The organism is Iodobacter fluviatilis (assembly GCF_004194535.1).
Taxonomy (GTDB): domain Bacteria; phylum Pseudomonadota; class Gammaproteobacteria; order Burkholderiales; family Chitinibacteraceae; genus Iodobacter; species Iodobacter fluviatilis_A.
This window is the reverse complement of record NZ_CP025781.1, coordinates 686,221-710,366: the sequence shown is the minus strand read 5'-3', so window position 1 is coordinate 710,366 and position 24,146 is coordinate 686,221. Positions and strand designations below refer to the sequence as shown.

The 24,146-nt window shown below is 43.7% G+C and carries 16 protein-coding genes, 1 other RNA gene and 1 pseudogene; 7 read left to right on the top strand and 11 right to left on the bottom strand.

Going from position 1 to position 24,146, the window contains the following annotated elements; all coding sequences use genetic code 11:
- Window positions 1-169: 169 nt before the first annotated feature.
- Both bioF and bioH read left to right on the top strand, forming a co-directional pair.
- A pseudogene (gene bioF / locus C1H71_RS02990) lies at window positions 170-1,350 on the top strand (8-amino-7-oxononanoate synthase).
- A gap of 475 nt (window positions 1,351-1,825) precedes the next feature.
- Window positions 1,826-2,605 carry a pimeloyl-ACP methyl ester esterase BioH gene (gene bioH, locus C1H71_RS02985; RefSeq protein ID WP_130105244.1) on the top strand — a complete coding sequence of 260 codons (780 nt, stop codon included), beginning with the start codon at window positions 1,826-1,828 and terminating at the stop codon, window positions 2,603-2,605.
- An 81-nt stretch (window positions 2,606-2,686) separates the two neighbouring features.
- Here bioH and C1H71_RS02980 read toward each other — a convergent pair whose 3' ends face one another.
- The gene (locus C1H71_RS02980; protein ID WP_130105243.1) at window positions 2,687-3,100 is read right to left on the bottom strand and encodes an META domain-containing protein; all 414 of its coding nucleotides are present in this window, start codon (window positions 3,098-3,100) and stop codon (window positions 2,687-2,689) included.
- 725 nt (window positions 3,101-3,825) lie between these two features.
- Here C1H71_RS02980 and ltrA (C1H71_RS02975) point away from each other — a divergent pair.
- Entirely contained in the window at window positions 3,826-5,154 is a 1,329-nt protein-coding gene (gene ltrA / locus C1H71_RS02975; protein ID WP_130104759.1) for a group II intron reverse transcriptase/maturase, read from the top strand.
- A 534-nt stretch (window positions 5,155-5,688) separates the two neighbouring features.
- Here ltrA (C1H71_RS02975) and C1H71_RS02970 read toward each other — a convergent pair.
- Entirely contained in the window at window positions 5,689-6,792 is a 1,104-nt protein-coding gene (locus tag C1H71_RS02970) for an IQ calmodulin-binding motif-containing protein (RefSeq protein ID WP_130105242.1), read from the bottom strand.
- A 472-nt stretch (window positions 6,793-7,264) separates the two neighbouring features.
- Between C1H71_RS02970 and C1H71_RS02965 the strand changes: the two genes are divergently transcribed.
- The 3 genes from C1H71_RS02965 to ltrA (C1H71_RS02955) all read left to right on the top strand — a co-directional run bounded on the left by C1H71_RS02965 (window position 7,265) and on the right by ltrA (C1H71_RS02955) (window position 10,375).
- Window positions 7,265-7,519: a group II intron maturase-specific domain-containing protein gene (locus C1H71_RS02965; protein WP_130105241.1), complete on the top strand. Its 255-nt coding sequence runs from the start codon at window positions 7,265-7,267 to the stop codon at window positions 7,517-7,519.
- A gap of 252 nt (window positions 7,520-7,771) precedes the next feature.
- Window positions 7,772-8,479 carry a substrate-binding periplasmic protein gene (locus C1H71_RS02960; protein ID WP_130105240.1) on the top strand — a complete coding sequence of 236 codons (708 nt, stop codon included), beginning with the start codon at window positions 7,772-7,774 and terminating at the stop codon, window positions 8,477-8,479.
- Window positions 8,480-9,046: 567 nt separating this feature from the next.
- Entirely contained in the window at window positions 9,047-10,375 is a 1,329-nt protein-coding gene (ltrA, locus tag C1H71_RS02955; RefSeq protein WP_130105239.1) for a group II intron reverse transcriptase/maturase, read from the top strand.
- 169 nt (window positions 10,376-10,544) lie between these two features.
- Here the strand turns inward: ltrA (C1H71_RS02955) and C1H71_RS02950 are convergent, their stop codons facing one another.
- Window positions 10,545-12,731 (bottom strand): Ig domain-containing protein, encoded by a 2,187-nt coding sequence (locus C1H71_RS02950; RefSeq protein ID WP_130105238.1) that lies wholly within the window; start codon window positions 12,729-12,731, stop codon window positions 10,545-10,547.
- A 171-nt stretch (window positions 12,732-12,902) separates the two neighbouring features.
- Complete coding sequence (locus C1H71_RS02945) at window positions 12,903-13,211, bottom strand: hypothetical protein (protein ID WP_130105237.1); 309 nt, start codon at window positions 13,209-13,211, stop codon at window positions 12,903-12,905.
- 1,316 nt (window positions 13,212-14,527) lie between these two features.
- On the opposite strand from C1H71_RS02945, the gene C1H71_RS02940 reads away from it, so the two are divergent.
- On the top strand, window positions 14,528-15,286 hold the full coding sequence (locus C1H71_RS02940) for a winged helix-turn-helix domain-containing protein (protein ID WP_130105236.1): 759 nt from the start codon (window positions 14,528-14,530) through the stop codon (window positions 15,284-15,286).
- A gap of 1,085 nt (window positions 15,287-16,371) precedes the next feature.
- Here C1H71_RS02940 and C1H71_RS02935 read toward each other — a convergent pair.
- From C1H71_RS02935 to ubiG, 7 genes are all read right to left on the bottom strand, one after another.
- On the bottom strand, window positions 16,372-17,547 hold the full coding sequence (locus C1H71_RS02935; protein WP_130105235.1) for a histidine decarboxylase: 1,176 nt from the start codon (window positions 17,545-17,547) through the stop codon (window positions 16,372-16,374).
- 195 nt (window positions 17,548-17,742) lie between these two features.
- On the bottom strand, window positions 17,743-18,828 hold the full coding sequence (locus C1H71_RS02930; RefSeq protein WP_130105234.1) for an amidohydrolase family protein: 1,086 nt from the start codon (window positions 18,826-18,828) through the stop codon (window positions 17,743-17,745).
- A gap of 86 nt (window positions 18,829-18,914) precedes the next feature.
- A complete protein-coding gene (locus tag C1H71_RS20900; protein ID WP_223145971.1) occupies window positions 18,915-19,775 on the bottom strand; it encodes an enoyl-CoA hydratase/isomerase family protein in 861 nt (286 codons plus the stop codon).
- A 60-nt stretch (window positions 19,776-19,835) separates the two neighbouring features.
- Complete coding sequence (locus C1H71_RS20895; protein WP_223145970.1) at window positions 19,836-20,579, bottom strand: formyltransferase family protein; 744 nt, start codon at window positions 20,577-20,579, stop codon at window positions 19,836-19,838.
- A gap of 1,033 nt (window positions 20,580-21,612) precedes the next feature.
- Window positions 21,613-21,977, bottom strand: a transfer-messenger RNA (tmRNA) gene (gene ssrA / locus C1H71_RS02920).
- A gap of 180 nt (window positions 21,978-22,157) precedes the next feature.
- A complete protein-coding gene (locus C1H71_RS02915; RefSeq protein WP_130105233.1) occupies window positions 22,158-22,811 on the bottom strand; it encodes an HAD family hydrolase in 654 nt (217 codons plus the stop codon).
- A gap of 38 nt (window positions 22,812-22,849) precedes the next feature.
- Window positions 22,850-23,560 carry a bifunctional 2-polyprenyl-6-hydroxyphenol methylase/3-demethylubiquinol 3-O-methyltransferase UbiG gene (ubiG, locus tag C1H71_RS02910; RefSeq protein WP_130105232.1) on the bottom strand — a complete coding sequence of 237 codons (711 nt, stop codon included), beginning with the start codon at window positions 23,558-23,560 and terminating at the stop codon, window positions 22,850-22,852.
- Between the last annotated feature and the right edge of the window lie 586 nt (window positions 23,561-24,146).

Below are 24,146 nucleotides of genomic sequence, written 5' to 3'. Positions count from 1 at the left end.
CCCGCTGTTTATTGCTTACCCTTACGACAGCAAGCCAGAGCTGCAAACCAAACCTTATTACGACCGATCTGCGTGGCAGGTGAAGTTTTTAAGTATCGAGTAGCGCCGCCGCCAATTAAGTACATTTATCGCTGCGGCTTAGCCTGAGCCGGTCTCTGCAGCTACGGCAATGTTAGAATTGTTTTTTTCCTTTGCCGGACCCCCCATGCCTTTTTCCCAGTTTGCCGCCAAGCTTGCAGAGCGCGCCGATGCAGGCTTGCTGCGCTCCCGCCGCCAAATTGATAGCCCGCAGGGTGCGCATGTGGTGATTGCAGGGCGCGAACTTATTAATTTTTGCAGTAACGATTACCTTGGCCTCGCCAATCATCCCGAGCTGGTCAACGCCAGCCAACAGGGGGCAGCGCAATGGGGGGTGGGCAGTGGTGCTGCGCATTTATTGGCTGGGCATTTTGGCCCGCACCAAGCGCTTGAAGATAGGCTGGCAGCCTTTGTGGGCATGCCTGCTGCGCTGGGCTTTTCTACCGGCTACATGGCTAATCTGGCGGTGATTACCGCGCTGGTTGGACGTGGTGATGCGGTATTTGCCGATAAGTTAAACCATGCCTCTTTAAATGATGCGGTGGCGCTTTCTCGGGCCGATTTTAAACGCTACCCACATCAGGATTTGGCTGCACTAGAGCGCTTGCTGGGGCCAGCAACGCGCCGCGTAAGCTGATTGTGGCCGACGCCGTGTTTAGCATGGATGGCGATATCGCACCGGTGGCGGCGCTTTTGGCCCTCGCCGAGAAATACGATGCTTGGCTATTTTTGGACGATGCACATGGCTTTGGCGTATTGGGGGAAGGGCGAGGCACGCTGGCAGAGTTTGGTTTAGCCTCAAAGCGCATTATTTATATGGCCACCTTAGGCAAGGCTGCGGGTGTATCGGGGGCCTTTGTTGCTGGCGAGCAAGTCTTATGCGATTGGCTGCTGAACACTGCTCACAGCTATGTATACACCACCGCCATGCCGCCACTTTTATCCTGTGCCATGCAGGCCAGCCTTGATTTAATTGAGGCCGAACCTTGGAGGCGGCAGCGTTTGGCCGAGCATATCGCGGCCTTTAGAGCGGGCTTAAAAGAGAGTTGCGACTTACTTGATTCCAATACGGCGATTCAACTGGTCTTGCTACCAGATAATGACGCCACTATCCGCATCGCCAAAGCGCTATTTGAGCGCGGCATCTGGGTAGGCGCAATCCGTCCCCCCACCGTGCCCACGCCACGCCTGCGTATCACTTTATCGGCAGCGCATTCCGATGACGATATCGCCGCTTTGATTTGTGAATTAAAAGTGTTGATGGATATGTAGGGCTGGTGCAACCCGCCAGAACTGAGTAAGAGATGTGAAAAAACGGCGGGTTGCACCCATGTCTGTTACACAAAATAAAAAAGACCTTTTTAGTGCCTTCGGCACGTTGATTTAGGTGCGGGCGTCCCGCTGGACCTTCCTTTCTTGTATGGCCAAGAAACGAAGCCAAAGAAGGCCACCCCACGAAACACGAAGGCTCCTGCGCTGCGGACAATCGAGTCGGCGGCGGGCGGGATTGGCTCGCTGCCTCGCTCCCAAGCGATCCCTCGCCCCGCTTGTTCCTCACTCCGGCGTGTTTCAAGGGGAGATTTAAGCCCCGTGTCGAGAGCGTAGTCATCATCTTTTGTCTTAGTTTGCTACTAAGAACCAAACGAGTTAGTGCATATGGGGTTTTACAGGCACGACGAAGCATGAAGCCGTATTTAATTTTTAAATATTTGGAAAAATATTATTTTTATGAAGGGTTTTTGTAAGTATGACTAGCAATTTTTTACATATTGAATCAATCGGCCGTGGGCCAGATGTGGTTTTGCTGCATGGCTGGGCAATGAATAGTACGGTTTGGCGCGGCGTAGCGGCCGCACTAAGCGATGATTTTTGCCTGCATTTGGTGGATTTACCCGGCCACGGCAAAAGCCATCGCGATCAGCCTTTATCGCTGGACTATATGGTGGCTGCGCTGGATGCAGCCTTTCCTCGGCCCGTGCAAGTGATGGGGTGGTCTTTAGGCGGTGCGGTAGCGAGTCGCTGGGCTTTGGCGCAGCCGGATAAAATTCGCTCGCTAAGCTTGATTGCCTCAACACCATGTTTTATGCAAAGAGAAGACTGGCAGCCCGCTATGGCGGCATCCACCATGAGCCAGTTTGCCGACAGCTTAGCCGTAGATTGGCAAGGCACATTAAAGCGCTTTATTAGCTTGCAAGTACAAGGCGGAGAAGCCGCAAGGGCGCTGGCTAAAACACTGAGCCAAGAATTATTTTTACACGGCGAGCCTAGTCTTGCGGCCTTGCAGCAGGGGCTGGCTATTTTGCGCGATACCGATCTGCGCGGGCAAATGGCCGAGCTAAGCTGCCCAGTATTACTACAATTTGGCAACCGCGATACGCTTACCCCGCTGGGTGCAGGAGAGTGGTTAGCCCAAACCTTGCCGCATGCCGAGCTGGTGGTTCACGCGGGCGCAGCGCATGTACCCTTTGCATCGCATTTAGATGACTTTGTTGCGGTGCAGCGCCGGTTTTTGGCGCGCGGTATGTAAGCGCCGTTCAATCCTAAACCACAGAGCACACGGCATTTCATCGTGAAAAGCTGTAATCCGTGGTTTAGTGTTTACTGGCTTTTATTTTTTTTGCAGGGTCAGCGAGCCATCTTGGTTTTTTAGCTCAATCTTGCCCGCTTCTAGCACTTTTACCTCAGCACCATTGGCAAAGGTTTGGCCCACTGCACGGCTGATCGCGCTATTGTCTTCGCCAAGGCAGGCCATCATGGTCGATGCCAGCATGCCTTTTAATTGTTGATTCTCATCTTTTAAACTGCCCATCACGCGGTTACAGCCATCAAAGCCAGTAATGCGCATGGTTTTAGCATCAAAAGCCAGCATTGCTTTGCTTTCGCTGCTTACCGCTTTATCGCCCACTTTCACAATGCTCCATTCACCATCAAAACTAGCCGCTGCACTAGGGGTGGCTTGCATTGAGCTGGCACAGGCAGATAGGCCAAGCACAATCATTGAGCTAAGAAACAATTTACACATCGTGTTTATCCTGAAAAGCTGCTGCAAATGCAGAAATCACAGCCGGTGCACCGTAAAGTGAAATTCTGCATTTGGAGTCAGAGGTTTTGGCTCTAAGTTGGCGGCCCTCTGCTGAATTTCTTTGGTGTCCGAGATTTGCATGTTCACTTACGCACTGTAGGTAGTCGGCGTATGCCTTTGCCCTTAAGTCACGTTGATGTTTTTTTCGAGGTGCCGAGAGAACAAATAACTGGGGTCAGAAGTTCGCAGTAACAGTAATTTAGCTAGCGGGTTAAAGTCCCGCCCGAGGAATTGTCCATACGCCTCGGTAGTACGAAAGAGCGGCGTTTGAGTAATCAAGGGTCGTGAGTTCTTTACGACAAAGAGGCAGACCGTAACGAAAGTGAACCTAGAAGTAGCCTCGTTAACATTGCAGTTGCCGACCTCGTTTCTGTATAGGGAAGGCCGTTGTGCTGATGTGTTGGCAATGGAAGCCACATCCGCGAGCTGTCGGGGTAGCAGGGGCGGTATGTTTTGGAAGTTAAATTACCCAGTGCTGGAGATCCATCACGGTGGCAGGGAGACTGCCAAGCGCAATGTATAAGGAAACGAAATCAGCGCGTATCGTGATGGAAGTCGGAGGGGTTCATAGTACCGTTTGAGATTGAGGGACAACATAACCCCAGTCGAGGGAAGGGACCCTGCTTTGTTCATGCAACTGAAGAGCTGAGGATCAGGAGATTGCCATGTTGCTAATCACTCCGAATGAGATCAGGACGCTACAGAGGAAGCTGTACATCAAAGCCAAGCAGGAACCAAACTATCGTTTCTACGCACTCTACGACAAGATTTACTGTGCTGACATCCTCAAGTTAGCGTGGCGACTGGTCAAGGCAAACAAGGGCAGTCCTGGGGTTGATGGGATTGACTTTGCTGCCATAGAAAGCGGCGAAGGGGTAGATTGCTACTTGTCGGTAATTAGTCAGGAACTGCAAGATAAAAGCTACCGGACTGGGGCAATCAAGCGCGTCATGATTCCCAAAGCGGATGGCAGTTTGCGTCCACTCGGGATTCCGACGATACGAGATCGCGTGGTTCAGATGGCGACCAAGCTGGTGATGGAGCCTATCTTTGAGGCGGATTTTTGCGAGCACTCCTATGGGTTTCGCCCAAGGAAATCAGCACATCAAGCAATAGACGCCATTGCAGAAGCTTTGTGGCAAGGTAAAACGCAGGTCATCGATGCTGATTTGTCGAAGTATTTCGACAGCATTCCTCACGCTAAACTGATGGCCACGGTAGCTGAGCGCATTGTGGATGGGGCTGTACTGGCCTTGATTCAACAATGGCTTAAAGCGCCGGTTATTGGAAAAAGTGAGAATGGAAAAGCGGCAACGGTCAGTGGAGGAAAAGGGCAGCGCAAGGGCACGCCGCAAGGTGGGGTGATTTCTCCGTTGCTATCGAACCTTTACTTACATCTACTGGATAGAATCTGGCATCGCCACAATATAGGGAAGAAACTACAAGCGAGCTTGGTGCGGTATGCCGATGACTTTGTAGTGCTCTGCCGTGGCGAGACCCAAAGCCCGCTGGCGCATATGAAGTGGATATTGGATCGGCTGGAATTGACGCTTAACGAAAGCAAGACAAAAATTGTTGATGCTAAAGCCGCGTCATTTCTATTTCTGGGATTTGATTTGCGCACGAACCTATCCGCTAAAGGCACTCGCTATCCCTATATTGAGGCCTCAGCTAAATCGGTAGAGAAAATCAAGACGCGACTAAATGAAATTACTGGAAGAACCCAAACATGGCGACCAATTGAAGAGGTGGTGCGAGATTTAAATCAAGCATTACGCGGTTGGTCGAGTTACTTCCATTACCGGAATTCATCCAAGCAATTTTATAAAGTGAAGCGTCATTCAGAAGAACGGCTAAGGATACATCTTCGCAAACGGCACAAAGTCAGCGATTGGAAAACGAGCATGCTCCGTTATCCAAGGCGGGTGCTAAATGAGCGATACGGTTTGTATTCATTACCGACAGCAGCAGGTTGGAAATCAGCGCATGCTTGATGTGAAGAACATCGGAAAGCCGTGTGCGGGAAAATCGCATGCACGGTTTGATGAGGGAGGGCAGGTGAAAACCTGCTCTCTACTCTACCAAATTTAAATCCTGCTATGCTTAATGCTCTCAAAGCCCAAAAAAGTGAGTTTAACTTTATTCTGACCCCAGTTATTCCAGATTTGGTTATCTTGAAACTGTGCCAGAAATGGCAGCCCACATCCTCATTTTTTCTCCCTATCCCCTCAATAAATCACACTGTTTTGTGATTTTTGCAATTACCTCAGTTTATTTTATTAATTCGGCGATAGCTTCGTTTTGGAATTCACCTTATGTTTAAACTCACCCTCATGCTGAGGAGCAAAGGTGCGCACGAAATCAATAAAGTAATGTACCTTTTCAGGAAAATGCTGAACATGAGGATAGGCTGCATTTACACAGAAAGATTTACAGGCTCGGCCGGAATGACGATTATTTGGACAAGCATCTGCTGGTGAAGGAAAAACTTAGGTGCTTGTTTATTAACCAATACTAATGCGATTGCCCTAGGGCACGATTGGGCCTTTAGTTCTATCATCTCTCAGAACCTGGCAAGCCGCCATCACAAGCTCATAAACAAAATTGTTGCAATTATAATTATCACCAAGATATACTTTATTATTGATTATCTCTTCTCCATCACTATTGTGCAGGGTGTACTGGTTTAATCTCTGGTGATAGGCACGTTCCATAACGTCAGAATTAAACTCGCTTTCTAACTTATACAAAACTCCTTTTTCACAAATATATTTAAGTTTATCCATTGGTACGGGCATGTCTATGAATGCAGCGATCGAAAGTCGCATATCTTCTTTCATACCATTTTTATAAACATTTATGGATCTCTCTGGCATGATATTGCTACTGTAACGATACTCGCTTAACGATGAAACACCTAATTGATAGCAACAGGAATATCTTATCTTTTCCTGATTATCCGCATTTATTACGGCAACTAAACCGTGTCGGTTCCATTCATTGTGGGTCGAGTTAGCTATTACAATGACATCGCCAGTCTTGAGGTCGTGAAGACTATTTATTACTTTGCCGTTACAAGCCAAGAGTTCTCGCAGGTATTCTTTCCCTTGTTTATTTTGTAGGTCGATATGATTTCTCCATGTACGTTGAATTGTGAGAGCAGCCTGATTTTTAAGCAGATATTGCTCGTCGGCGTTTAATCCATCAGAGGCTGGTTTAAGTGGATGTTCATCCTGCGATTTTTCTTTTATTTCCTCTCCATAAAATCCGGGATTATCCTGAGAATCGCGAATTAGTTTTTCTTTTATTGATTGAAATGTCATACCTTTACACAGTGAGTCGCGTCCTTCAGGGTCAGTGAAAACAACACCACCATCCACTTCTAATATGGTTATTTTTCGATTGTCTTGTAAGACAGCCGAAATATCTGTTATTTCTTGATTTTTTGCTAAGTCTAACGCATTAAATATAATGCGTGCATTGTCGCAATACTCATGAATTTTCGGATAAGAGCTAGGATTTTTTTTAATTAAAAGTAAAGCACCATGTTCAATAAAAAATGTTAACGATTCGATGGGGGTGTTAGCTGGTGTTGTTGCGGCCGTATAATTCCCTACGACATCCTTATTCATAAATGTGGAATGAAAGTGTTGAGTGAGGGGTTGTATTGATGTATTTGGCATGGTTTGTTGGTCTCGTAGTTTGATATTTGATATTAAAACAGGAGTTTTGGTCTATTTCTTGCAAAAAAAGCTCTGCTTTCCAAGTCATGTGCTACCTCCGCCATGATTGGTCTTTTGCCAACGTTACGTTGGATAAGCGTGGGGCCGAGAAATAGCTGAAATGCGGATAGATGGGATAAGAAGCAGGCTCGGCATCCCATAGGTGGGATTATCTGCATGGTGCTGGATGGATTGGGGGGCCCCCACGGCTTTATCATAAAAAAACGATTGCTTTTGGGTGTCCTTTGCATCTTTTTTTAAAAATAACTGAAAATAACTGGGGTCAGAACAAATTTAAATTCTGCGATGCTTAATGCTCTTAGAGCCAAAGAAAGCGGATTTAACTTTACTCTGACCCCAGTTATTTCAAACATGGCGACCAATTGAAGAGGTGGTGCGAGATTTAAATCAAGCATTACGGGGTTGGTCGAGTTACTTCCATTACCGGAATTCATCCAAGCAATTTTATAAAGTGAAGCGTCATTCAGAAGAACGGCTAAGGATACATCTTCGCAAACGGCACAAAGTCAGCGATTGGAAAACGAGCATGCTCCGTTATCCAAGGCGGGTGCTAAATGAGCGATACGGTTTGTATTCATTACCGACAGCAGCAGGTTGGAAATCAGCGCATGCTTGATGTGAAGAACATCGGAAAGCCGTGTGCGGGAAAATCGCATGCACGGTTTGATGAGGGAGGGCTGCTGTAAGGCAGCTCTCTACTCTACCTTGCAATCCAACAAATAGTTTCCTTGGTTGTTGCATTGCAAGACCTGACCCCAGCTTCTTTAAGTAATGAAAAAATGTCAGAAAAATAAACCTGTATTATTAAAAAATTGGTTTATAACCTAGAGTGTATGGTATTGAGCTTAATCATAAAGGATAGTTTTTTATGTTTAAAAAAATCATAATTTCAATTTTGGCATTTATTATTCAGGTCGATAGTAGTTTTGCGCAGAATAAAATTATTTTTAATGTGCCTATTTTTCCACCATATATGCTTGAAAATGATGGAAAAATTTCTGGCATAGGTGTTGAATTGGTTGAGAAAATAATGAAAGAGGCTGGGGTTCAATATGTACTTAAAATTGTTCCTAGTTATGCTAGGGCCCTTGAAGATGTAAAGGATAATAAATCTGACGGTTTCTTTTTGGCATCGCAAAGTGCCGAGAGAGATAAGTTTGCAGTATTCTCAAATACAATCATGATTAACAGATGGTGTTGGTTTTACCCTGCGGGCAGCACACTTAATCCGAAAGATATAAAATTTAAATCCGAAGCAAAAGTGGGGACATACCTTAACAGTAACACACATAAATGGCTGTTAGAAAATGGTTACATTGTGACAGGTTCACCACAGAAAATTGATTCTTTATTAAAGATGCTGAATGTGAATAACATCAATGTTGTGTTCTTAGCTGAGTTGGTTTTTATAGATTCTATTCATAAGATGGGTGGAAATCCGGACAGTTATATAAAAGTAATTCAAGAAGAAAAACCTTTCGGAATATATATTTCGAAAGAGTATTTGTCTAAAAATAAAGGCGTTATGGAAAAAATTAATGCGGCTATCAAAAAAATAATAAATAAGCCTCAATAAACGTAAAACAATTAGGGTCAGGTGTTCGCAGTAACAGTAATTTAGCTGGGAAAATAACTGGGGTAAATAACTGGGGTCAGAAGTTCGCAGTAACAGTAATTTAGCTAGCGGGTTAAAGTCCCGCCCGAGGAATTGTCCATACGCCTCGGTAGTACGAAAGAGCGGCGTTTGAGTAATCAAGGGTCGTGAGTTCTTTACGACAAAGAGGCAGACCGTAACGAAAGTGAACCTAGAAGTAGCCTCGTTAACATTGCAGTTGCCGACCTCGTTTCTGTATAGGGAAGGCCGTTGTGCTGATGTGTTGGCAATGGAAGCCACATCCGCGAGCTGTCGGGGTAGCAGGGGCGGTATGTTTTTGGAAGTTAAATTACCCAGTGCTGGAGATCCATCACGGTGGCAGGGAGACTGCCAAGCGCAATGTATAAGGAAACGAAATCAGCGCGTATCGTGATGGAAGTCGGAGGGGTTCATAGTACCGTTTGAGATTGAGGGACAACATAACCCCAGTCGAGGGAAGGGACCCTGCTTTGTTCATGCAACTGAAGAGCTGAGGATCAGGAGATTGCCATGTTGCTAATCACTCCGAATGAGATCAGGACGCTACAGAGGAAGCTGTACATCAAAGCCAAGCAGGAACCAAACTATCGTTTCTACGCACTCTACGACAAGATTTACTGTGCTGACATCCTCAAGTTAGCGTGGCGACTGGTCAAGGCAAACAAGGGCAGTCCTGGGGCTGATGGGATTGACTTTGCTGCCATAGAAAGCGGCGAAGGGGTAGATTGCTACTTGTCGGTAATTAGTCAGGAACTGCAAGATAAAAGCTACCGGACTGGGGCGATCAAGCGCGTCATGATTCCCAAAGCGGATGGCAGTTTGCGTCCACTCGGGATTCCGACGATACGAGATCGCGTGGTTCAGATGGCGACCAAGCTGGTGATGGAGCCTATCTTTGAGGCGGATTTTTGCGAGCACTCCTATGGGTTTCGCCCAAGGAAATCAGCACATCAAGCGATAGACGCCATTGCAGAAGCTTTGTGGCAAGGTAAAACGCAAGTCATTGATGCTGATTTGTCGAAGTATTTCGACAGCATTCCTCACGCTAAACTGATGGCCACGGTAGCTGAGCGCATTGTGGATGGGGCCGTACTGGCCTTGATTCAACAATGGCTTAAAGCGCCGGTGATTGGAAAAAGTGAGAATGGAAAAGCGGCAACGGTCAGTGGAGGAAAAGGGCAGCGCAAGGGCACGCCGCAAGGCGGGGTTATCTCTCCGTTGCTATCGAACCTTTACTTACATCTACTGGATAGAATCTGGCATCGCCACAATATAGGGAAGAAACTACAAGCGAGCTTGGTGCGGTATGCCGATGACTTTGTAGTGCTTTGCCGTGGCGAGACCCAAAGCCCGCTGGCGCATATGAAGTGGATATTGGATCGGCTGGAATTGACGCTTAACGAAAGCAAGACAAAAATTGTTGATGCTAAAGCCGCGTCATTTCTATTTCTGGGATTTGATTTGCGCACGAACCTATCCGCTAAAGGCACTCGCTATCCCTATATTGAGGCCTCAGCTAAATCGGTAGAGAAAATCAAGACGCGACTAAATGAAATTACTGGAAGAACCCAAACATGGCGACCAATTGAAGAGGTGGTGCGAGATTTAAATCAAGCATTACGGGGTTGGTCGAGTTACTTCCATTACCGGAATTCATCCAAGCAATTTTATAAAGTGAAGCGTCATTCAGAAGAACGGCTAAGGATACATCTTCGCAAACGGCACAAAGTCAGCGATTGGAAAACGAGCATGCTCCGTTATCCAAGGCGGGTGCTAAATGAGCGATACGGTTTGTATTCATTACCGACAGCAGCAGGTTGGAAATCAGCGCATGCTTGATGTGAAGAACATCGGAAAGCCGTGTGCGGGAAAATCGCATGCACGGTTTGATGAGGGAGGGCAGGTGAAAACCTGCTCTCTACTCTACCAAATTTAAATTCTGCGATGCTTAATGCTCTTAGAGCCAAAGAAAGCGGATTTAGCTTTACTCTGACCCCAGTTATTTTACTTACTCATAAACTAACTCGGTGGCGCACGCAGCAGGACGTGGAAAATCATAATCGCCTCCTTGACTTCTAATGCTCAAAGTTGAAGCGACTAGGTCTACGAAATAAGAATGTCCGCGACTATCACGTTCTCTAGTTTTGTAAGAAGTTCCATATGGGTTCCAAGGCCATTCAGCTGTCTGTAAAGGCTGTAGGTTAGCTAATGCCAAGGCCTCAGCTCCATTAATGAGTCGATACCCCAAGTCTCTACACAAATTCTCTGCAGGTTCTGTTCTTATATCTGCTGCAACCCACGTATACATGGTTGGCGCAACATCAACCAACGAACCCAGAGCGTTGACTTGAACGGGCGCTGCATTAAAAACGGCTCGATATTTAGTCTCAATAAATACGTTAACCGAAGTATTACGCCCAAAATCATCAAAACCTGTAATTACAAATGCCTCACCAAACATCAGTTTAAAGTATGGATGACCTGAAATCACTCCAGTGGATTTATTGAATTTCATTCCCGGAGGTAATGAAGATGAAATTTCAAATCTAACCAGTTTAGCGCCTTTATATTTTGGCTCTATAGGGGGATATGTGATTCTTGGAGGAAAACTAGATACTTCAAAACCATATATTAATCCATCAGCTAAACCTGTAGGCAAGCCGATGATGTGATTGCTATATGACAAGTCAGTAGGCATTTCTGGTAAATCGGCCTGAATTGAAAATGTAAATAAATTCGAATTCAATGTACCCGCAGCATTTCTACCCTTAACCTGAATTGTATAGGATCCGGCAGCAGTTGCATCGGCTAAACCAGTCATCATTCCCGTCTTTGCGTTCAAAGTAACGCCTATCGGCAATGAGCCTGAAGTAAGCGTAAAACCAGTTAATGCTGTACCACCCAATAGCGCCGGTGCTAGTTCGATTTTCTCGCCAACTTGAAAACTTCTTCCGTCTGGATATTCAAACGATGAAGGTAAAATCTCATCTTTAGTTACCATGATTCTTAAAAAGGCTTTTGCTGATCCGGCCGAATTCGTGGCTTGTACTGTATAAATTCGAGAAATGGACAGATTACTTGGAGTTCCTGAAATTTCGCCTGTATTTGGATTTAACGACAAACCAGCTGGAAGGGGCGCTGAAGATGCCAGTGTAAATGAATCCGCTACAGAACCATTGTATGACGGAAGCATTTGCCCAGCAGGTACTGTTTGATCTTGTTTCAAAGCAATATTTGCGATGGGATACAAAAAACCAGAAGGAGCCACAGTTTGCGCCGATACTGAAATTCTTAAAAATGCTTTTGCCGATCCAGCCGAATTGGTGGCTTGTATCGTGTAAATTCGAGAAATTGACAAAGAACTTGGAGTTCCTGAAATTTCCCCAGTATTAGGATTTAAAGACAAACCAGCAGGGAGATTCACAGATGAAGCCAGCGAAAATGAATTCGCTACCGTTCCCGTATAAGACGGAAGCATTAATCCAGCAGGCACCACTTGACCTTGCTTCAAAGCAACATTAACGATGGGATACAAAAAACCAGAAGGAGCCACAGTTTGCGCCGATACTGAAATCAGCAATACAGCAGTCGATGAGCCTTGAGCATTTCGTGCAGTAATTGTATAAGCACCCTCAGCAATCAGCTCAGTGGGCTGGCCACTAATTACACCTGTAGCTGGATCTATCACAAGTCCATGAGGTAGCGCAGGCGCAACCTCGTACTGATTAAATGAAGCACTTGTAAGTGGCACATTTGATGGAATGACTTGGCCAACAATGTACTCAGGATGCATATTGCTATACGCCAAACTTAAATCTGCAATAGGAGGTTGAGAACCATTTTTTACTTCCAGTTTTAGCGTGGTTGATGCGCTACCCTGTGCATTTGATGCGGTTACAACATAATCGGCGAGTGGGGATTGAACCAAAGGCGTTCCGCTAATTTCTCCGCTAGTCAGATTAATATGCAGACCTGCAGGCAGGTCAGGATCCACCGAAAACACCTCAACATAGCCACCTGTTACTTCAGGCTTATTCACAACACTTGCAACACCCACGACGAGCACATCGTGAGCGCGCTCATAACTTAAACTAGTGGGCTTCATACCTACACCATTATTAAAGCCACCGCCATCGCTACAAGCGACAAGAAGCAGTACAAGCACCCAGTTAAAAAGGAATCTAGTAAATTTCACTTTAAAGTAACCTAAAAAAAATATTTCAGAATTTCAGTATCATCCCAAAAGAACTCAAATTGATGAAGTGAAATAGCGTGAAAAATAATGAAATACTTTAAAATCCATGCATTATTCTTCGATTTCCTTTCTAACAAGAGGGAATGCTATTTGTATACCATCACTCCGCGCCTAGTTAGCAATGTCTTCAATCTTGTGATGAAAATATACAATAGCTTCTTGATAATTGCCCAATATCATTGGCCTCTCCCACTTCACAATAGCCTCTAGAGCCCTTTTTCCCCAACAAAGGTCAGTACGTGCATTTACCCCACCCCCGAATCCTTTAGTTTTCATTGGAAGCGCATATACCTTGGCTGCCTCGGTCATGGTGTAGTGCTTAACAATTTGATTGATATCGATTGGTTTGCGATAGAAACTAACACCACGCGCCTCTATGTCCTTACTACTAACTAATCCGACAGATTGAAGCGCAGCCATGCCTAGCGTCATTATTTTTGATTTATCTAGAAGTAATGCATAGCAGTTACATTAACAGGCCATTTAGTTGTTGAAAGGCAAAGCTCGCATTCTTCTCCAAGTACTCCCCGATTGCTGGACTAAAATTAGCCTTATTAACTGCCGTCTTGTCACCACACCCGACTTAGAGAACAGATTGCAAATAAGAGCACATTAGAGTTTTCGCATAGATTCGCATTTCCTTGCCTGATTGTGTCTCTTGTTCAGCCATGCTTTCGCACGCGCATGATCCGGCTTGAGTAAGGTACATGTATGTGGAATAAGGGCGCTCCACGTCAAAACCAATTAAATCGTCTGAAGTTAGTCGTGCCGTAGAGGTCGCTAAATCAAGAGTTCCGGAGCAAGAGACAATAATCAGGATAAATAAAATACCAAAACGCAACCTATACCGTCCAGTTACATATACAGAAAAACAGTGAAATATTAAGAATATATGCAACCAAACTGCGATATAAATCAGTCATTAGTTAGTGGGAGAGTTGCCAAGGCAAGCTCACAAAACATGGCTAAAAAGAGATCTTGGGAAATAGTACTAACCAAGAGCCCAACAGCAATATGCCCTTCGCCTGTAGCTTGCGATTATGAATTGTTGTGAAAATATATGGACTACGCGTCCGCACTATAAATTTCAAGTAACAATTACTTTTAGATCACCTACACTGAGCTTTGGATTTCGTGCATGATCTTGATTTTTTCTTATGTAGTTTGTACTTGATGTTGAATTTTGTAGTTGCGCCATACTGGCGTGGAAGAGGTAATTGGAAATTAAGCTATCAGCCATAAAAATCTTAACAACCATACACTATGGACGTCGCGGCGCGCATTACCTTATGTAAAGTCAGTTTATTACTGCAAAGTAACAGATTGTTTTGTGTGCTGTAATATTTTATGCGGCATAAAGATGCAGGGAGGTATAAATGGCAATAGTAGCGAAAATATAAGCATGTAGGTTTTTAACCTACAAAATTAGAAGATTGATAGTTTTTTTATTTGGTATGTCCTTAAAAATAACTTACCTTAACATTACAAAATTTTAACCTTATTTCTGTGAAATATTCAGTACTATTAAAACAGAAATTAGTTAAATCATTGAAAAAATTTAGAATCATGATCAAATAGGAAAATTTGAATTTTCAAGCTTTACAGCTACACTTTCAAAAAATTAATTATAGTAAAAAAAGTTAAGCATCGCTCAATAGTTAGATGAAAATAGTCAAGTAAATTTTTATATAATACAAAGTTAATAATTAAATTATACATGCCAAGCAGAAAACACAATGACGGAAAAAATAAATTTCGACCCATTTACGAGCTCTATAACGATCAATGGTATTGAGAAGAAAATTGGGGCGAGAGATGCTTTAGTACTTGCAGCATTATTAAAAATGAATGGCGAAGTTGCATCTAAAAAATTCATTATGGATCATGCATGGAGCGATGTAGAAGTAACGGATACTTCTCTCACAAAGAGTATATCTACGCTTAGAAGTATTATTCAAGAGTTTCATCCTGATACAGATGTTATCATCACAGTACCAAGAGTGGGTTATCGAATTCGAACATCCTTATTTATGACATGTTCGTCCGAACAAAATATCAATGTGGAGCTTGAACCAGAGGCAATAAAGGAATCATCGGTTGAAGGCGCTGTGTCTAAGTTAAAAAAAATAATGGCGAAAGTAAAGTCAATCAACCACCGTTACTTAAAAATAATATTATTTATATTAAGCCTATTTTTCTTCTGGCTAGGTGGAGTGCAAATTGCTAATATTGTTGCATTCAAAAAAGATGCCTTCACATCAAAAGAGCTAAATAAAATATCATTAAAAAATGGCAACATTGTTTACTACATAGGTTCGAAGAATAAAATACTCATTGATCTTGAGCTCGTAAAATGTAAATGCACTTTTTTTATTGCAGATAGCACTATTTCCGTTTTTGATCATAATAGTAAAAGATCAGCTAGTTTTTTATTCGACTACAGTGATAGCACTGACAGAATAGCATCAATCATAAACAGTAAAATGGGCATTTAAAAATGACACTAAAAGCACATATTTTACTATTTATATCTTCTATAATTTTCTACACCTCCGTAGAATTAATTGACGTTGACATACCTATTTCAACCGGTATATACCGAGGAGAAAGGTATAGACTATCTGCAATAGAACCAGATGCTGAAGTGAAAACACAAGTAACAATCAATCGAAGTGGCGAGATCCAGCAAACACTTGTTTTGAATGATTTGAGTTTGAAATCGAATGCGGCATTTAGCTTCACAGGCCGCCTCTTCAATTGCAGCTTGTATTACTGTACCTTTGAAAGTACATCTCATGCATTAGAAAAACCGAAAATAAATCAGACTCTATATAAGAGCCGGTACTTAGACCTACTAAAAATGGACAACAAGATTAAATCAAGCCCTATCCATTTTATATACAAAGACAAATCAATATTGTTTTTAAGTATTGAAGATAAATATGAGCAAAGATATAACTTATATACGTTAGAATCGAGAGCGTCGCCAGATTAAATAAAACCAGTTGTTTTGCAAGGCGTTAGGGTTTAAAAAGTAACCATACCATTTGCAGTTATCTATTTATCTATGCAACAGAAGCAATTTTATATACAAACGTATTTCTAGTTTCATGATAACGAGAATCTTCCCCATAAAAATTTTCTCACATTTTTCTTCCTGATTATGTCTCTCGCTCAGGCAAGCGCCCATACGGGCGTGGTCTGGCTTGAGTAAGGTATGCAGCATGTGTGGACTAAGAGCTCCCTAATTCAAAACCGCTTAGACCGTCTGAATTTATGTCATACGGATTATCAAATCAAGGGTACCTGAGCAAGAGACATAATCAGGAAATTAAATCCTACTATGCTTAATGCTCTTAGAGCCAAAGAAAGCGGATTTAACTTTACTCTGACCCTAGTTACTCCTACTCAGTTATTTTTCTAGTTATTTTCCAAATTTGCAGCGCTTCCAAGCATCGATCAGATCGATGAATACCCATGCTACAGCTCCAAAGATAAAAAGCGCAGCATGCCAGAGTTAATCGAAAAATTGCTGTGGTACGGCTGAGTGCTTACATTGGAGACAATGGCTTTTTCTTTTTTAAGCGGAGCAGGCTAGCATAGGGGGCTGGCTGGCGTTGCATGCGGCCGCCGGGCCGAGATCCCGCACTATGTCGCGGATCACCGCATTCAGCTGATGAAGGCTGTGATGATGAGGCAGGATGATGAGGTGGGAATGCTCGCCCGAGGTCGCCAGGCAATGGGTCTTCCAGGTACGTTCCGAGGGACGCGGGAAGACCACGGTAATGGAGTGCGGATGCCGCCAGGCAGGCACCCCCTGGTGATTCAGCCGCTCCACCACCTGCTGGGCTATGGCCAGGCAGCGCCTTGTCCGCTCGCGCCACTGGGCCAGCGTCCGCCCCTTGATGGCCGCCCACATAACCAGAGGCGTGAAGCCGTTGCGCGACCCGCTGATGGTCTGATCGCTGGCCGAGATATAGTCCACCTCTACCGCAATCCGATCTACCAGATGACGCTTGGCGAGCACGATACCGCAGGGTATCGGCGAGCCAATCATCTTGTGACCCGAAACACTGATGGAGTCGATGTCATCGGCAAACGAAAATGCCGGCGCATTGTCCACGAATGGCAGGATCATGCCGCTCAGAGCCGCATCCGCGTGCAGGTAGTAATCTTGGCGGGCAATGCCGATGGCCGACAATCGTTGCTTGATGAGGGCTATGTTGTCGATCGCTCCCTTCAGGGTGGTACCGATGTTGGCGAAGATGATGGGATGCCGTTCGCCGTCGCACAAAATCTGTGTCGCCAGCTGGTCATAATCCAGCTCCCCATTGGGTTGCGTTGCAATCTTTTTCGCCTTGATGCGTAGCAATTTGATGATTTTCATCACCGAGTAGTGCGTCTCTTGCGAATAATAGAGGGTGCCCTCCGGAAATAATTCTCGCGCTAGGTAGCAACCAAACATATTGCCTTCGGTGCCGCCATTGGTCACATATCCCCAACTGTGTGGTGCAGGGATGGAAAATAATTCGGCGAAAAAATGCATGACCTCTCGCTCGAATTCAAAACTATTGAGCACATAGTTTCCGGGCACTGCCCAATCACCGCAGTTATTGATAGAAAAATATAAAAAGCGATGCAACGCCGAATAATCAAAATCGGCAGCCTCGGGATAACCGACATTGAAATACTGATGGGTTCGGCAGAATTGCCAAAACTGCTCGAGCCTGTGCTCGTCTTCCGCTGACAAAGTCATGATGGTATCCGTGATTTCTGGGGGTAATGGGGGTAACGGGAGTAATGGGAATTAACTGGAGTCAGAACAAAATTAAATCCTACTATGCTTAATGCTCTTAGAGCCAAAGAAAGCGGATTTAACTTTACTCTGATCACAGTTATTTTTTTGAATAGAAGCAAGTCTGTTGATAAAGCACTAACCTATTCAATAGTGCTATTGTACTTTGACTTGATTATCACAAATATTGGGAGCCTTGTCAGGGAGACCCAACATATCGAAATAGTTCTGACCTAGGGCAATATTACGGAATGCATTGTTATCGACAAATCGATAAATATAACTTGTCGCCATTAATTCTCCTAAATATGAGTCGAACGTTTTATCATTAGACGCGACAAAATCTGTTCCTGGTAGAATTCGCGTAGAATATTTATTTATGAAAGGAACGTATTTGGCTCGTATTTCAGGTTTGAAAAAATAATTATCAGCAATAACACGCCATGAAAGATCTATCATCATGTTTGGGTATTTATCCAGTAAATTTGATAGAATTTTAATATGCGTGTCGGGATCTATATTGGTCAGTTCCTTTGATAACCCCATGTGAAGCCAGATTACTTTATTATTTGGGTACTGATTAACAACTTCGGTAATTAAATCCAAATATTTAGTTGGGTTTTCATTGTTGCCGAGGTCTCCATGCAAGCCTATCGGCATATTTCGCTCGCGTAGAGTATCCATAAATGGTTTCCAGTTGCGGATTTCTGCTAGCGTAACTGGCTGATGTCCATTAGCAAACAATGCTTGTTTTACAAGATTTAACTCTCCCATCCATTTAAATAAACCTGGGAATTCTTGGTCTAGCTCAGACATGCCAGCTTTTACTGTTTCTGGTTTGGAAAGATCTGCAAATGACATAGACAACGTCAATTTAGGTTCTTGAACGGGTAGTTCAGTTACGTTCTGTGCATTGATAATGTCATTTTTCAAACTTGGAATGACCGGTGTGCCTGGGCAGTTAAGATAATAGGTGCACGAAGAATCATAGGGCAGCGTTTGGCCAATACCGAAAACATTGGCATAGCGAATGCCTGCGTTTTTCAGCATGAGGGCCAGATCTTTGTGCGGAATCGGAGCTCCACCAAACGGGCGAAAATGTAGATGACTATCGACAATGGCTAGTGACGGCTGAGTGAGCCGATCGTAACAAGCGGAGTTTGAGTCGGCATAACTGGAGATTGAGAAGCATGAAAATGCTGCAGCCAGCGTTGCAAAATGGAGAGAAGCGATTTTCTTCATAAGCGGATCTCTTGTTTAATGAGTGATGGGCAATTCTGGCCACCATGATTGGCTACTACATCTGTCATGGCGGTAGCTTCATTTATCTATGCAACAGAAGCAATTTTATATACAAACTTATTTCTAGCTTCATGATAACGAGAATCTTCCCCATAAAAATTTTCCCACATTTTTCTTAATTCTTCGGCACGATGTTTTTTTAAATTATTTTGACTCTTTTCTTCATTAAAACTAAGTGATTTTTCTGCAAGAATAAAAGACAGCTCGTGATTATAAATGAACATTTCAGCACGTTTTTTTACTTCATTCTTAAAAGAATCTAAGGAGTTTCCAAAAGCGCCATCAAGCAAACCAATTACCTGAGCATCATTTGAACCAATAGGTAAACATTGTTCTGTTAGTTCCGTTGCTTTAACAAATCCCACTCTTTTTGGGAGCAAATATGTCCAATATTCTGAGCCATATAAATTACCCATGCTTTTATAATGTGGATTCATTATAACGCCTGTTCGTGCATAAACAATATCTGCAGCTAATCCTAAAATAACGCCACCAGCACCACTATTACCTTGCATTGCAGAAATAATCAAATGTGACTCTGTTGTCAAGATTTCAAGTATTAAATCATTCATTGCATTTATATTATCCCATGACTCTTTAGCTGCATTATTTGAAGCTTCTATAGTATTTAAATTAATGCCATTAGACCAAAACTCGCCCCCCATTAAAACAATAACTTTAGTGTTTTTTTCTTTTGTTTCCTTAAATAATTTAAGTAAACGATTGCATTGATGCGTACTCATTGCTCCATTATAAAAATCAAAATACAAATACCCTACCTGATTGCTTTCTTCATACCAAATGTCTCGGTAAGATTTGCCATCTAAAGGATAATCAAACTCAATAGAAATTTCAGGAATATTTTTAACGTTATCACCAAGAACCATTGATGATGGAAGCTTAATGAATTTTTTATCTTTTATGGTGCGTTTTTTTAAATGGGTTATCTAAACTGCTCCATTACCCGTTGCAATACAAATTGCTCCTTCCCTTTGGCCAATGATTGTTCCAGGAATTCCTTTTAAAAAATCTTCCTCATAAACGCCATACAAAAAATATTCTTCATCATAAATAGTATCAATCACACCAGGAAAACTATCTGCTGCACGAATTTTTCTTGAAATAAATTCTGTTGATTCATTCCAATCAATTTTTCGATCACTCTGTTTCATAGATGGGCGGAGTGTCCCTCTTACAGAGTAATTATCATAATTCAGAGGTGTAGGAATAAAGCTTTTGCTTTCAAAGTTTGTTACTGCCTCTAAGACAGCCACAACCGCTGCTTCGGTTACTTCTAAACGATATAGTGCGCTTTTTGAAGCATTTCTCATTTTAAAAGATTTATAAGCCCAAATATCACCAGCATCCATTTCTTCTGCCGCTTGAAGTATTGTCACACCCCAATTTTCACAATCCTCCATAATTGCCCAATCTAATGATGAAGCACCTCTATCTCCCACAATTCCAGGATGCACAATAAGGCAAACATGTTGCATCCAAATTTGCTTTGGAATTGCACTTTTCAACATAGGGCAAATAATTAATTCAGGTTTAAACTTTTCAACCGCATTACACATAGCCTCTTCATCTACAGCGATGAGAACATTAATATGATGTTTTTTTTGAGTGAGCTCAACATAAAGGCGTTGGCTTAAACTATTATGAGCAGTAGTGATAAATAAAATTTTCATTAAATTACGTTCCTGAAGTTTTTTAATAAATATTTAAATAAATAACGCATTATTTTGACGTAAAAATAAGTAGAGAGGGCAGTTGTTGTCTTTTTTAATTTTAATTTATTTACAACCAATAGAAACTAATCAACTGTAGCAGTTTGCCATTAGAGTCCTGCGTTCTTGCACGTCGTGTAATCGAATGTGCCTTCAGAAATAGCGTCGAAGAGAACCTCAGCGATTTCTTGGAAAAGGTGATAGCAGTAATCGAATACCGGCAGCATCGATTGGCTTTGGAACAAAGTCGAAATGGTCACCAGCGCTCATTTTGTCGCCCAACGTTTGGTTAAGGGGCGGGCTTTAGCTCGTCCTAGTGAGCGAAGCGAATGAAAAAGAATGCGGTCAGGTTTTATATTTTGCATTAGATAAAATTCATAGTGTTTTGCAAGGTCGGTTAAATTAATTGCTATATGTCAAATGTAAGATCTGACCCTATAGGTTTTTTTAACCTTAAAGGGCTTCATTAAGACGCATTACAGCAAGTAAAGACCTTGCAGGGCGTGGTCTGAAGCATATTATGCTGAGATACTACACCCGATTGAGCTGGGATGCCTACATTTTCTTTGTTGTTTGGTCAGGTTTTAAAAGTTTTTTAGTGTGTTTTAGTAAGAAATAATGAAGGTAAAGTGAAGATGTATGTAATTAATTTCTTATTTAATTATTTATTTTGCGGGATTTTTGCGGGGCAGGGTGACCATCTGTTGCGATTTGTGGTGATGCCTTTCAATATGACTTAATTCTAAGTGTCTGATTATGTTGGCTAGATTTAAACCCCTCACGCATGGGCGCAAGGAGGATGGCGGGGGAGTTTCCTGCTTGTCCTTTTGATGATAAAAAACCTCGCTTGCATGCGAGGTTTTTTTGTAGGACAGTGGATTTTCTGTAAGGAATGTTGCTATTAATGTTGCTATTGTTGGGCCTAAAAGGGCCTTTTTAGACATAAAAAAAGCCACTTAGATTTCTCTAAGTGGCTGATTTTATTGCTTTATACTGGTGGAGCCGGCGGGAGTCGAACCCGCGTCCGGAAGCACTCTATAGTGAGTTCTACATACTTAGTCATGTCATTTGGTTTTAATTCCCGACCACGCCGACAGACAAGCTTGGAGAGAACGAGTTACCTTAGATTTAGCCTCTGCCCAAGTAACCCGAGCAAAAGCGATCCCATCTTAATGACTCTGCGTATCGTTTTTAGGCGACCTACCCGATGGGCCCTGTAGTGCAGAGTCAAGCGCTATTAAGCTACTTGAAGGTATTGTTTGTCGTTTGCGACTATATCAATTCAGTGTTTTACGGGAATCTGAGACCCCGGTATGCCCTCATCCACTTTGCAACCCCCGTCGAAACCATGGCGGCCCCAATGAAGATCTCTGATTATACGCGTAAGGCTGTTGTTGTACAAGCAAGGGCCTTGGTATTGCTGACTTGGCCCTGGTTTTTTCGCTGGTTTTACGCAAGTGGGTCGCTGTCTTGTTGATTATTAACAAGGGCTTAGCGATGTTTGCCGACTGCGATTTATTTTTCCATCTATATCATGCTTTAGTTGGGTAGGTGGGCAAGCAGCTCTAGTGGGTGGGCGATGCGGTGGTCTGCGCCCCATTCATGGGGTTTGTCGCTGCTGCTGATATAGCCATAATCGGCCAGCACGGTGCGCATGCCTACTTTGCGGCCGGCTTCGATATCACGCTCAGCATCTCCCACATAGATGCAGTGGGCTGGTTCCACGCCAAGTTGGGCTGCAGCAAAATACATGGGTTTGGCATCTGGCTTGGGTACGCCGACGGTATCCCCCGAAACTACTACGCCAGGCCGACTAGGGAAGGGGAGTTGGGCAATCAGTGGATCGGTGTAGCGGGCAGGTTTATTGGTGACGATGCCCCATTGCAGGCCACGGGCGGTAATTTTCTCGATAAGGGGGGCTATGCCTTCAAATAGTGCCGTTTCTTCGCATAGGCTGGCTTCGTACAGTGCAAGGAAGCGTTCGCGCAGGGCGGTGAATTTGGCGTCTTGCGGAATGATGCCAAAGCCTAGTTCGATCAGGCCCCGTGCGCCATGGGATGCTAGTGGGCGGATGGCGGAATAAGGCTGTGATTTACGGCCTTCTTCGGCCAGCAGGCGGTTGAGCGCTGCGCCTAAGTCTGGCGCAGTATCAGCAAGCGTGCCGTCAAGATCGAACAGGACTGCGGTTATCATCGTGTTTTCCTTGTGAAATTTTAGGTAGATTTATTGATTTAAGGCGCTTTCCTTGTAGCGAACAGGTAGTTAACTGTCGCATCATCATTGAGCTTATATATTTTGGTGATTGGGTTATAGCTTAGGCCGCTGAGCGATACGGTTTCGATCTTTGCATTGCGTGTCATGCGGGCAAGCTCAGATGGCTTAATAAATTTAGCATAATCGTGCGTGCCACGTGGCAGCATGCCTAGTACGTATTCTGCGCCAACCACGGCCAGCATATAGCTTTTGGCATTGCGGTTTAGGGTAGAAAAAAACACCCAGCCGCCTGGTTTAACAAGGCGTGCGCAAGCCGCAACTACGCTTGCAGGGCTGGGCACATGTTCCAGCATTTCCATGCAGGTGATGATGTCGTAGCTTTCTGGCTCTTCTGTGGCGAGCTGTTCGACGGGAATACAGCGGTAGTCCACTTCAAGTTTTGATTCAAATAAATGTAGCTTGGCAACTTTGAGTGATTTTTCAGCTAAATCAATACCTGTCACACTTGCCCCTTGGCGTGCTAGCCCTTCGGCCAAGATGCCGCCGCCACAACCCACGTCGAGGATTTTTTTGCCGGCAAGATCGACATGCTTTTGCATAAAGTCGATACGTAGAGGGTTGATTTCATGTAGTGGTTTGAATTCGCTTTCGACATCCCACCACTTATGTGCAAGCGCAGAGAATTTGGCGATCTCGGAAGGGTCAACATTAATGTGTGCTTCAGTCATTAGGCTTCCTTTTTGATGCGTTGTTACCAGTAGCGGGGGGATTGAGTGTTTCGCTGGTGCTTTACATAGAAGCAGTGGTCATTCGCTGTATATAAACGTTTTATGGTGGCGGAAAAAGCGAGCAGATGGCTGTTTGGATCTGCTATCCGCTCAAATATGGCTTATTTTATCATCTAGGCATAGGGTCTTGGCGTTTGATTCACAATTGCCTGAAGGCCTATCTCCTTGGCGTACTAAGTCAACTGTGGGTATTTTTAGGCCGAGCATTGCGGTTAGTTTATTGGCTTGGGTATGGAGCGGTGGGTGTCTTGCGCCGTGATATTTTGCGTGTTATTAATTGTTAAATTATGCCTTTAGGTGCAATTGACATTGGCTGGCAAGGAATGTTAATTCGCACGGGATAATTTAGATTGCACAAGTAAGAAAAAATAGTTTATTACATGGTAATAAAAGAATCACAATATTCTCTTGGCTATTGATTTTATTCAATATTTTTAAATTGAGGCACATAAGACTGCTGAATTAATATGCCGCTTATTTAGTTTTTAGCAAATAAAAAGCCGACCTTGCGGTCGGCTTTTTTTTA

Excerpts from the sequence above, each read along its gene's own strand:
- bioH (WP_130105244.1), top strand. The coding sequence starts at position 1,826 with ATGACTAGCAATTTTTTACATATTGAATCAATCGGCCGTGGGCCAGAT.
- C1H71_RS02980 (WP_130105243.1), bottom strand. The coding sequence starts at position 3,100 with ATGTGTAAATTGTTTCTTAGCTCAATGATTGTGCTTGGCCTATCTGCC.
- ltrA (WP_130104759.1), top strand. The coding sequence starts at position 3,826 with ATGTTGCTAATCACTCCGAATGAGATCAGGACGCTACAGAGGAAGCTG.
- C1H71_RS02970 (WP_130105242.1), bottom strand. The coding sequence starts at position 6,792 with ATGAATAAGGATGTCGTAGGGAATTATACGGCCGCAACAACACCAGCT.
- C1H71_RS02960 (WP_130105240.1), top strand. The coding sequence starts at position 7,772 with ATGTTTAAAAAAATCATAATTTCAATTTTGGCATTTATTATTCAGGTC.
- ltrA (WP_130105239.1), top strand. The coding sequence starts at position 9,047 with ATGTTGCTAATCACTCCGAATGAGATCAGGACGCTACAGAGGAAGCTG.
- C1H71_RS02945 (WP_130105237.1), bottom strand. The coding sequence starts at position 13,211 with ATGGCTGCGCTTCAATCTGTCGGATTAGTTAGTAGTAAGGACATAGAG.
- C1H71_RS02940 (WP_130105236.1), top strand. The coding sequence starts at position 14,528 with ATGACGGAAAAAATAAATTTCGACCCATTTACGAGCTCTATAACGATC.
- C1H71_RS02935 (WP_130105235.1), bottom strand. The coding sequence starts at position 17,547 with ATGACTTTGTCAGCGGAAGACGAGCACAGGCTCGAGCAGTTTTGGCAA.
- C1H71_RS02930 (WP_130105234.1), bottom strand. The coding sequence starts at position 18,828 with ATGAAGAAAATCGCTTCTCTCCATTTTGCAACGCTGGCTGCAGCATTT.
- C1H71_RS20900 (WP_223145971.1), bottom strand. The coding sequence starts at position 19,775 with ATGGTTCTTGGTGATAACGTTAAAAATATTCCTGAAATTTCTATTGAG.
- C1H71_RS20895 (WP_223145970.1), bottom strand. The coding sequence starts at position 20,579 with ATGAAAATTTTATTTATCACTACTGCTCATAATAGTTTAAGCCAACGC.
- C1H71_RS02915 (WP_130105233.1), bottom strand. The coding sequence starts at position 22,811 with ATGATAACCGCAGTCCTGTTCGATCTTGACGGCACGCTTGCTGATACT.
- ubiG (WP_130105232.1), bottom strand. The coding sequence starts at position 23,560 with ATGACTGAAGCACACATTAATGTTGACCCTTCCGAGATCGCCAAATTC.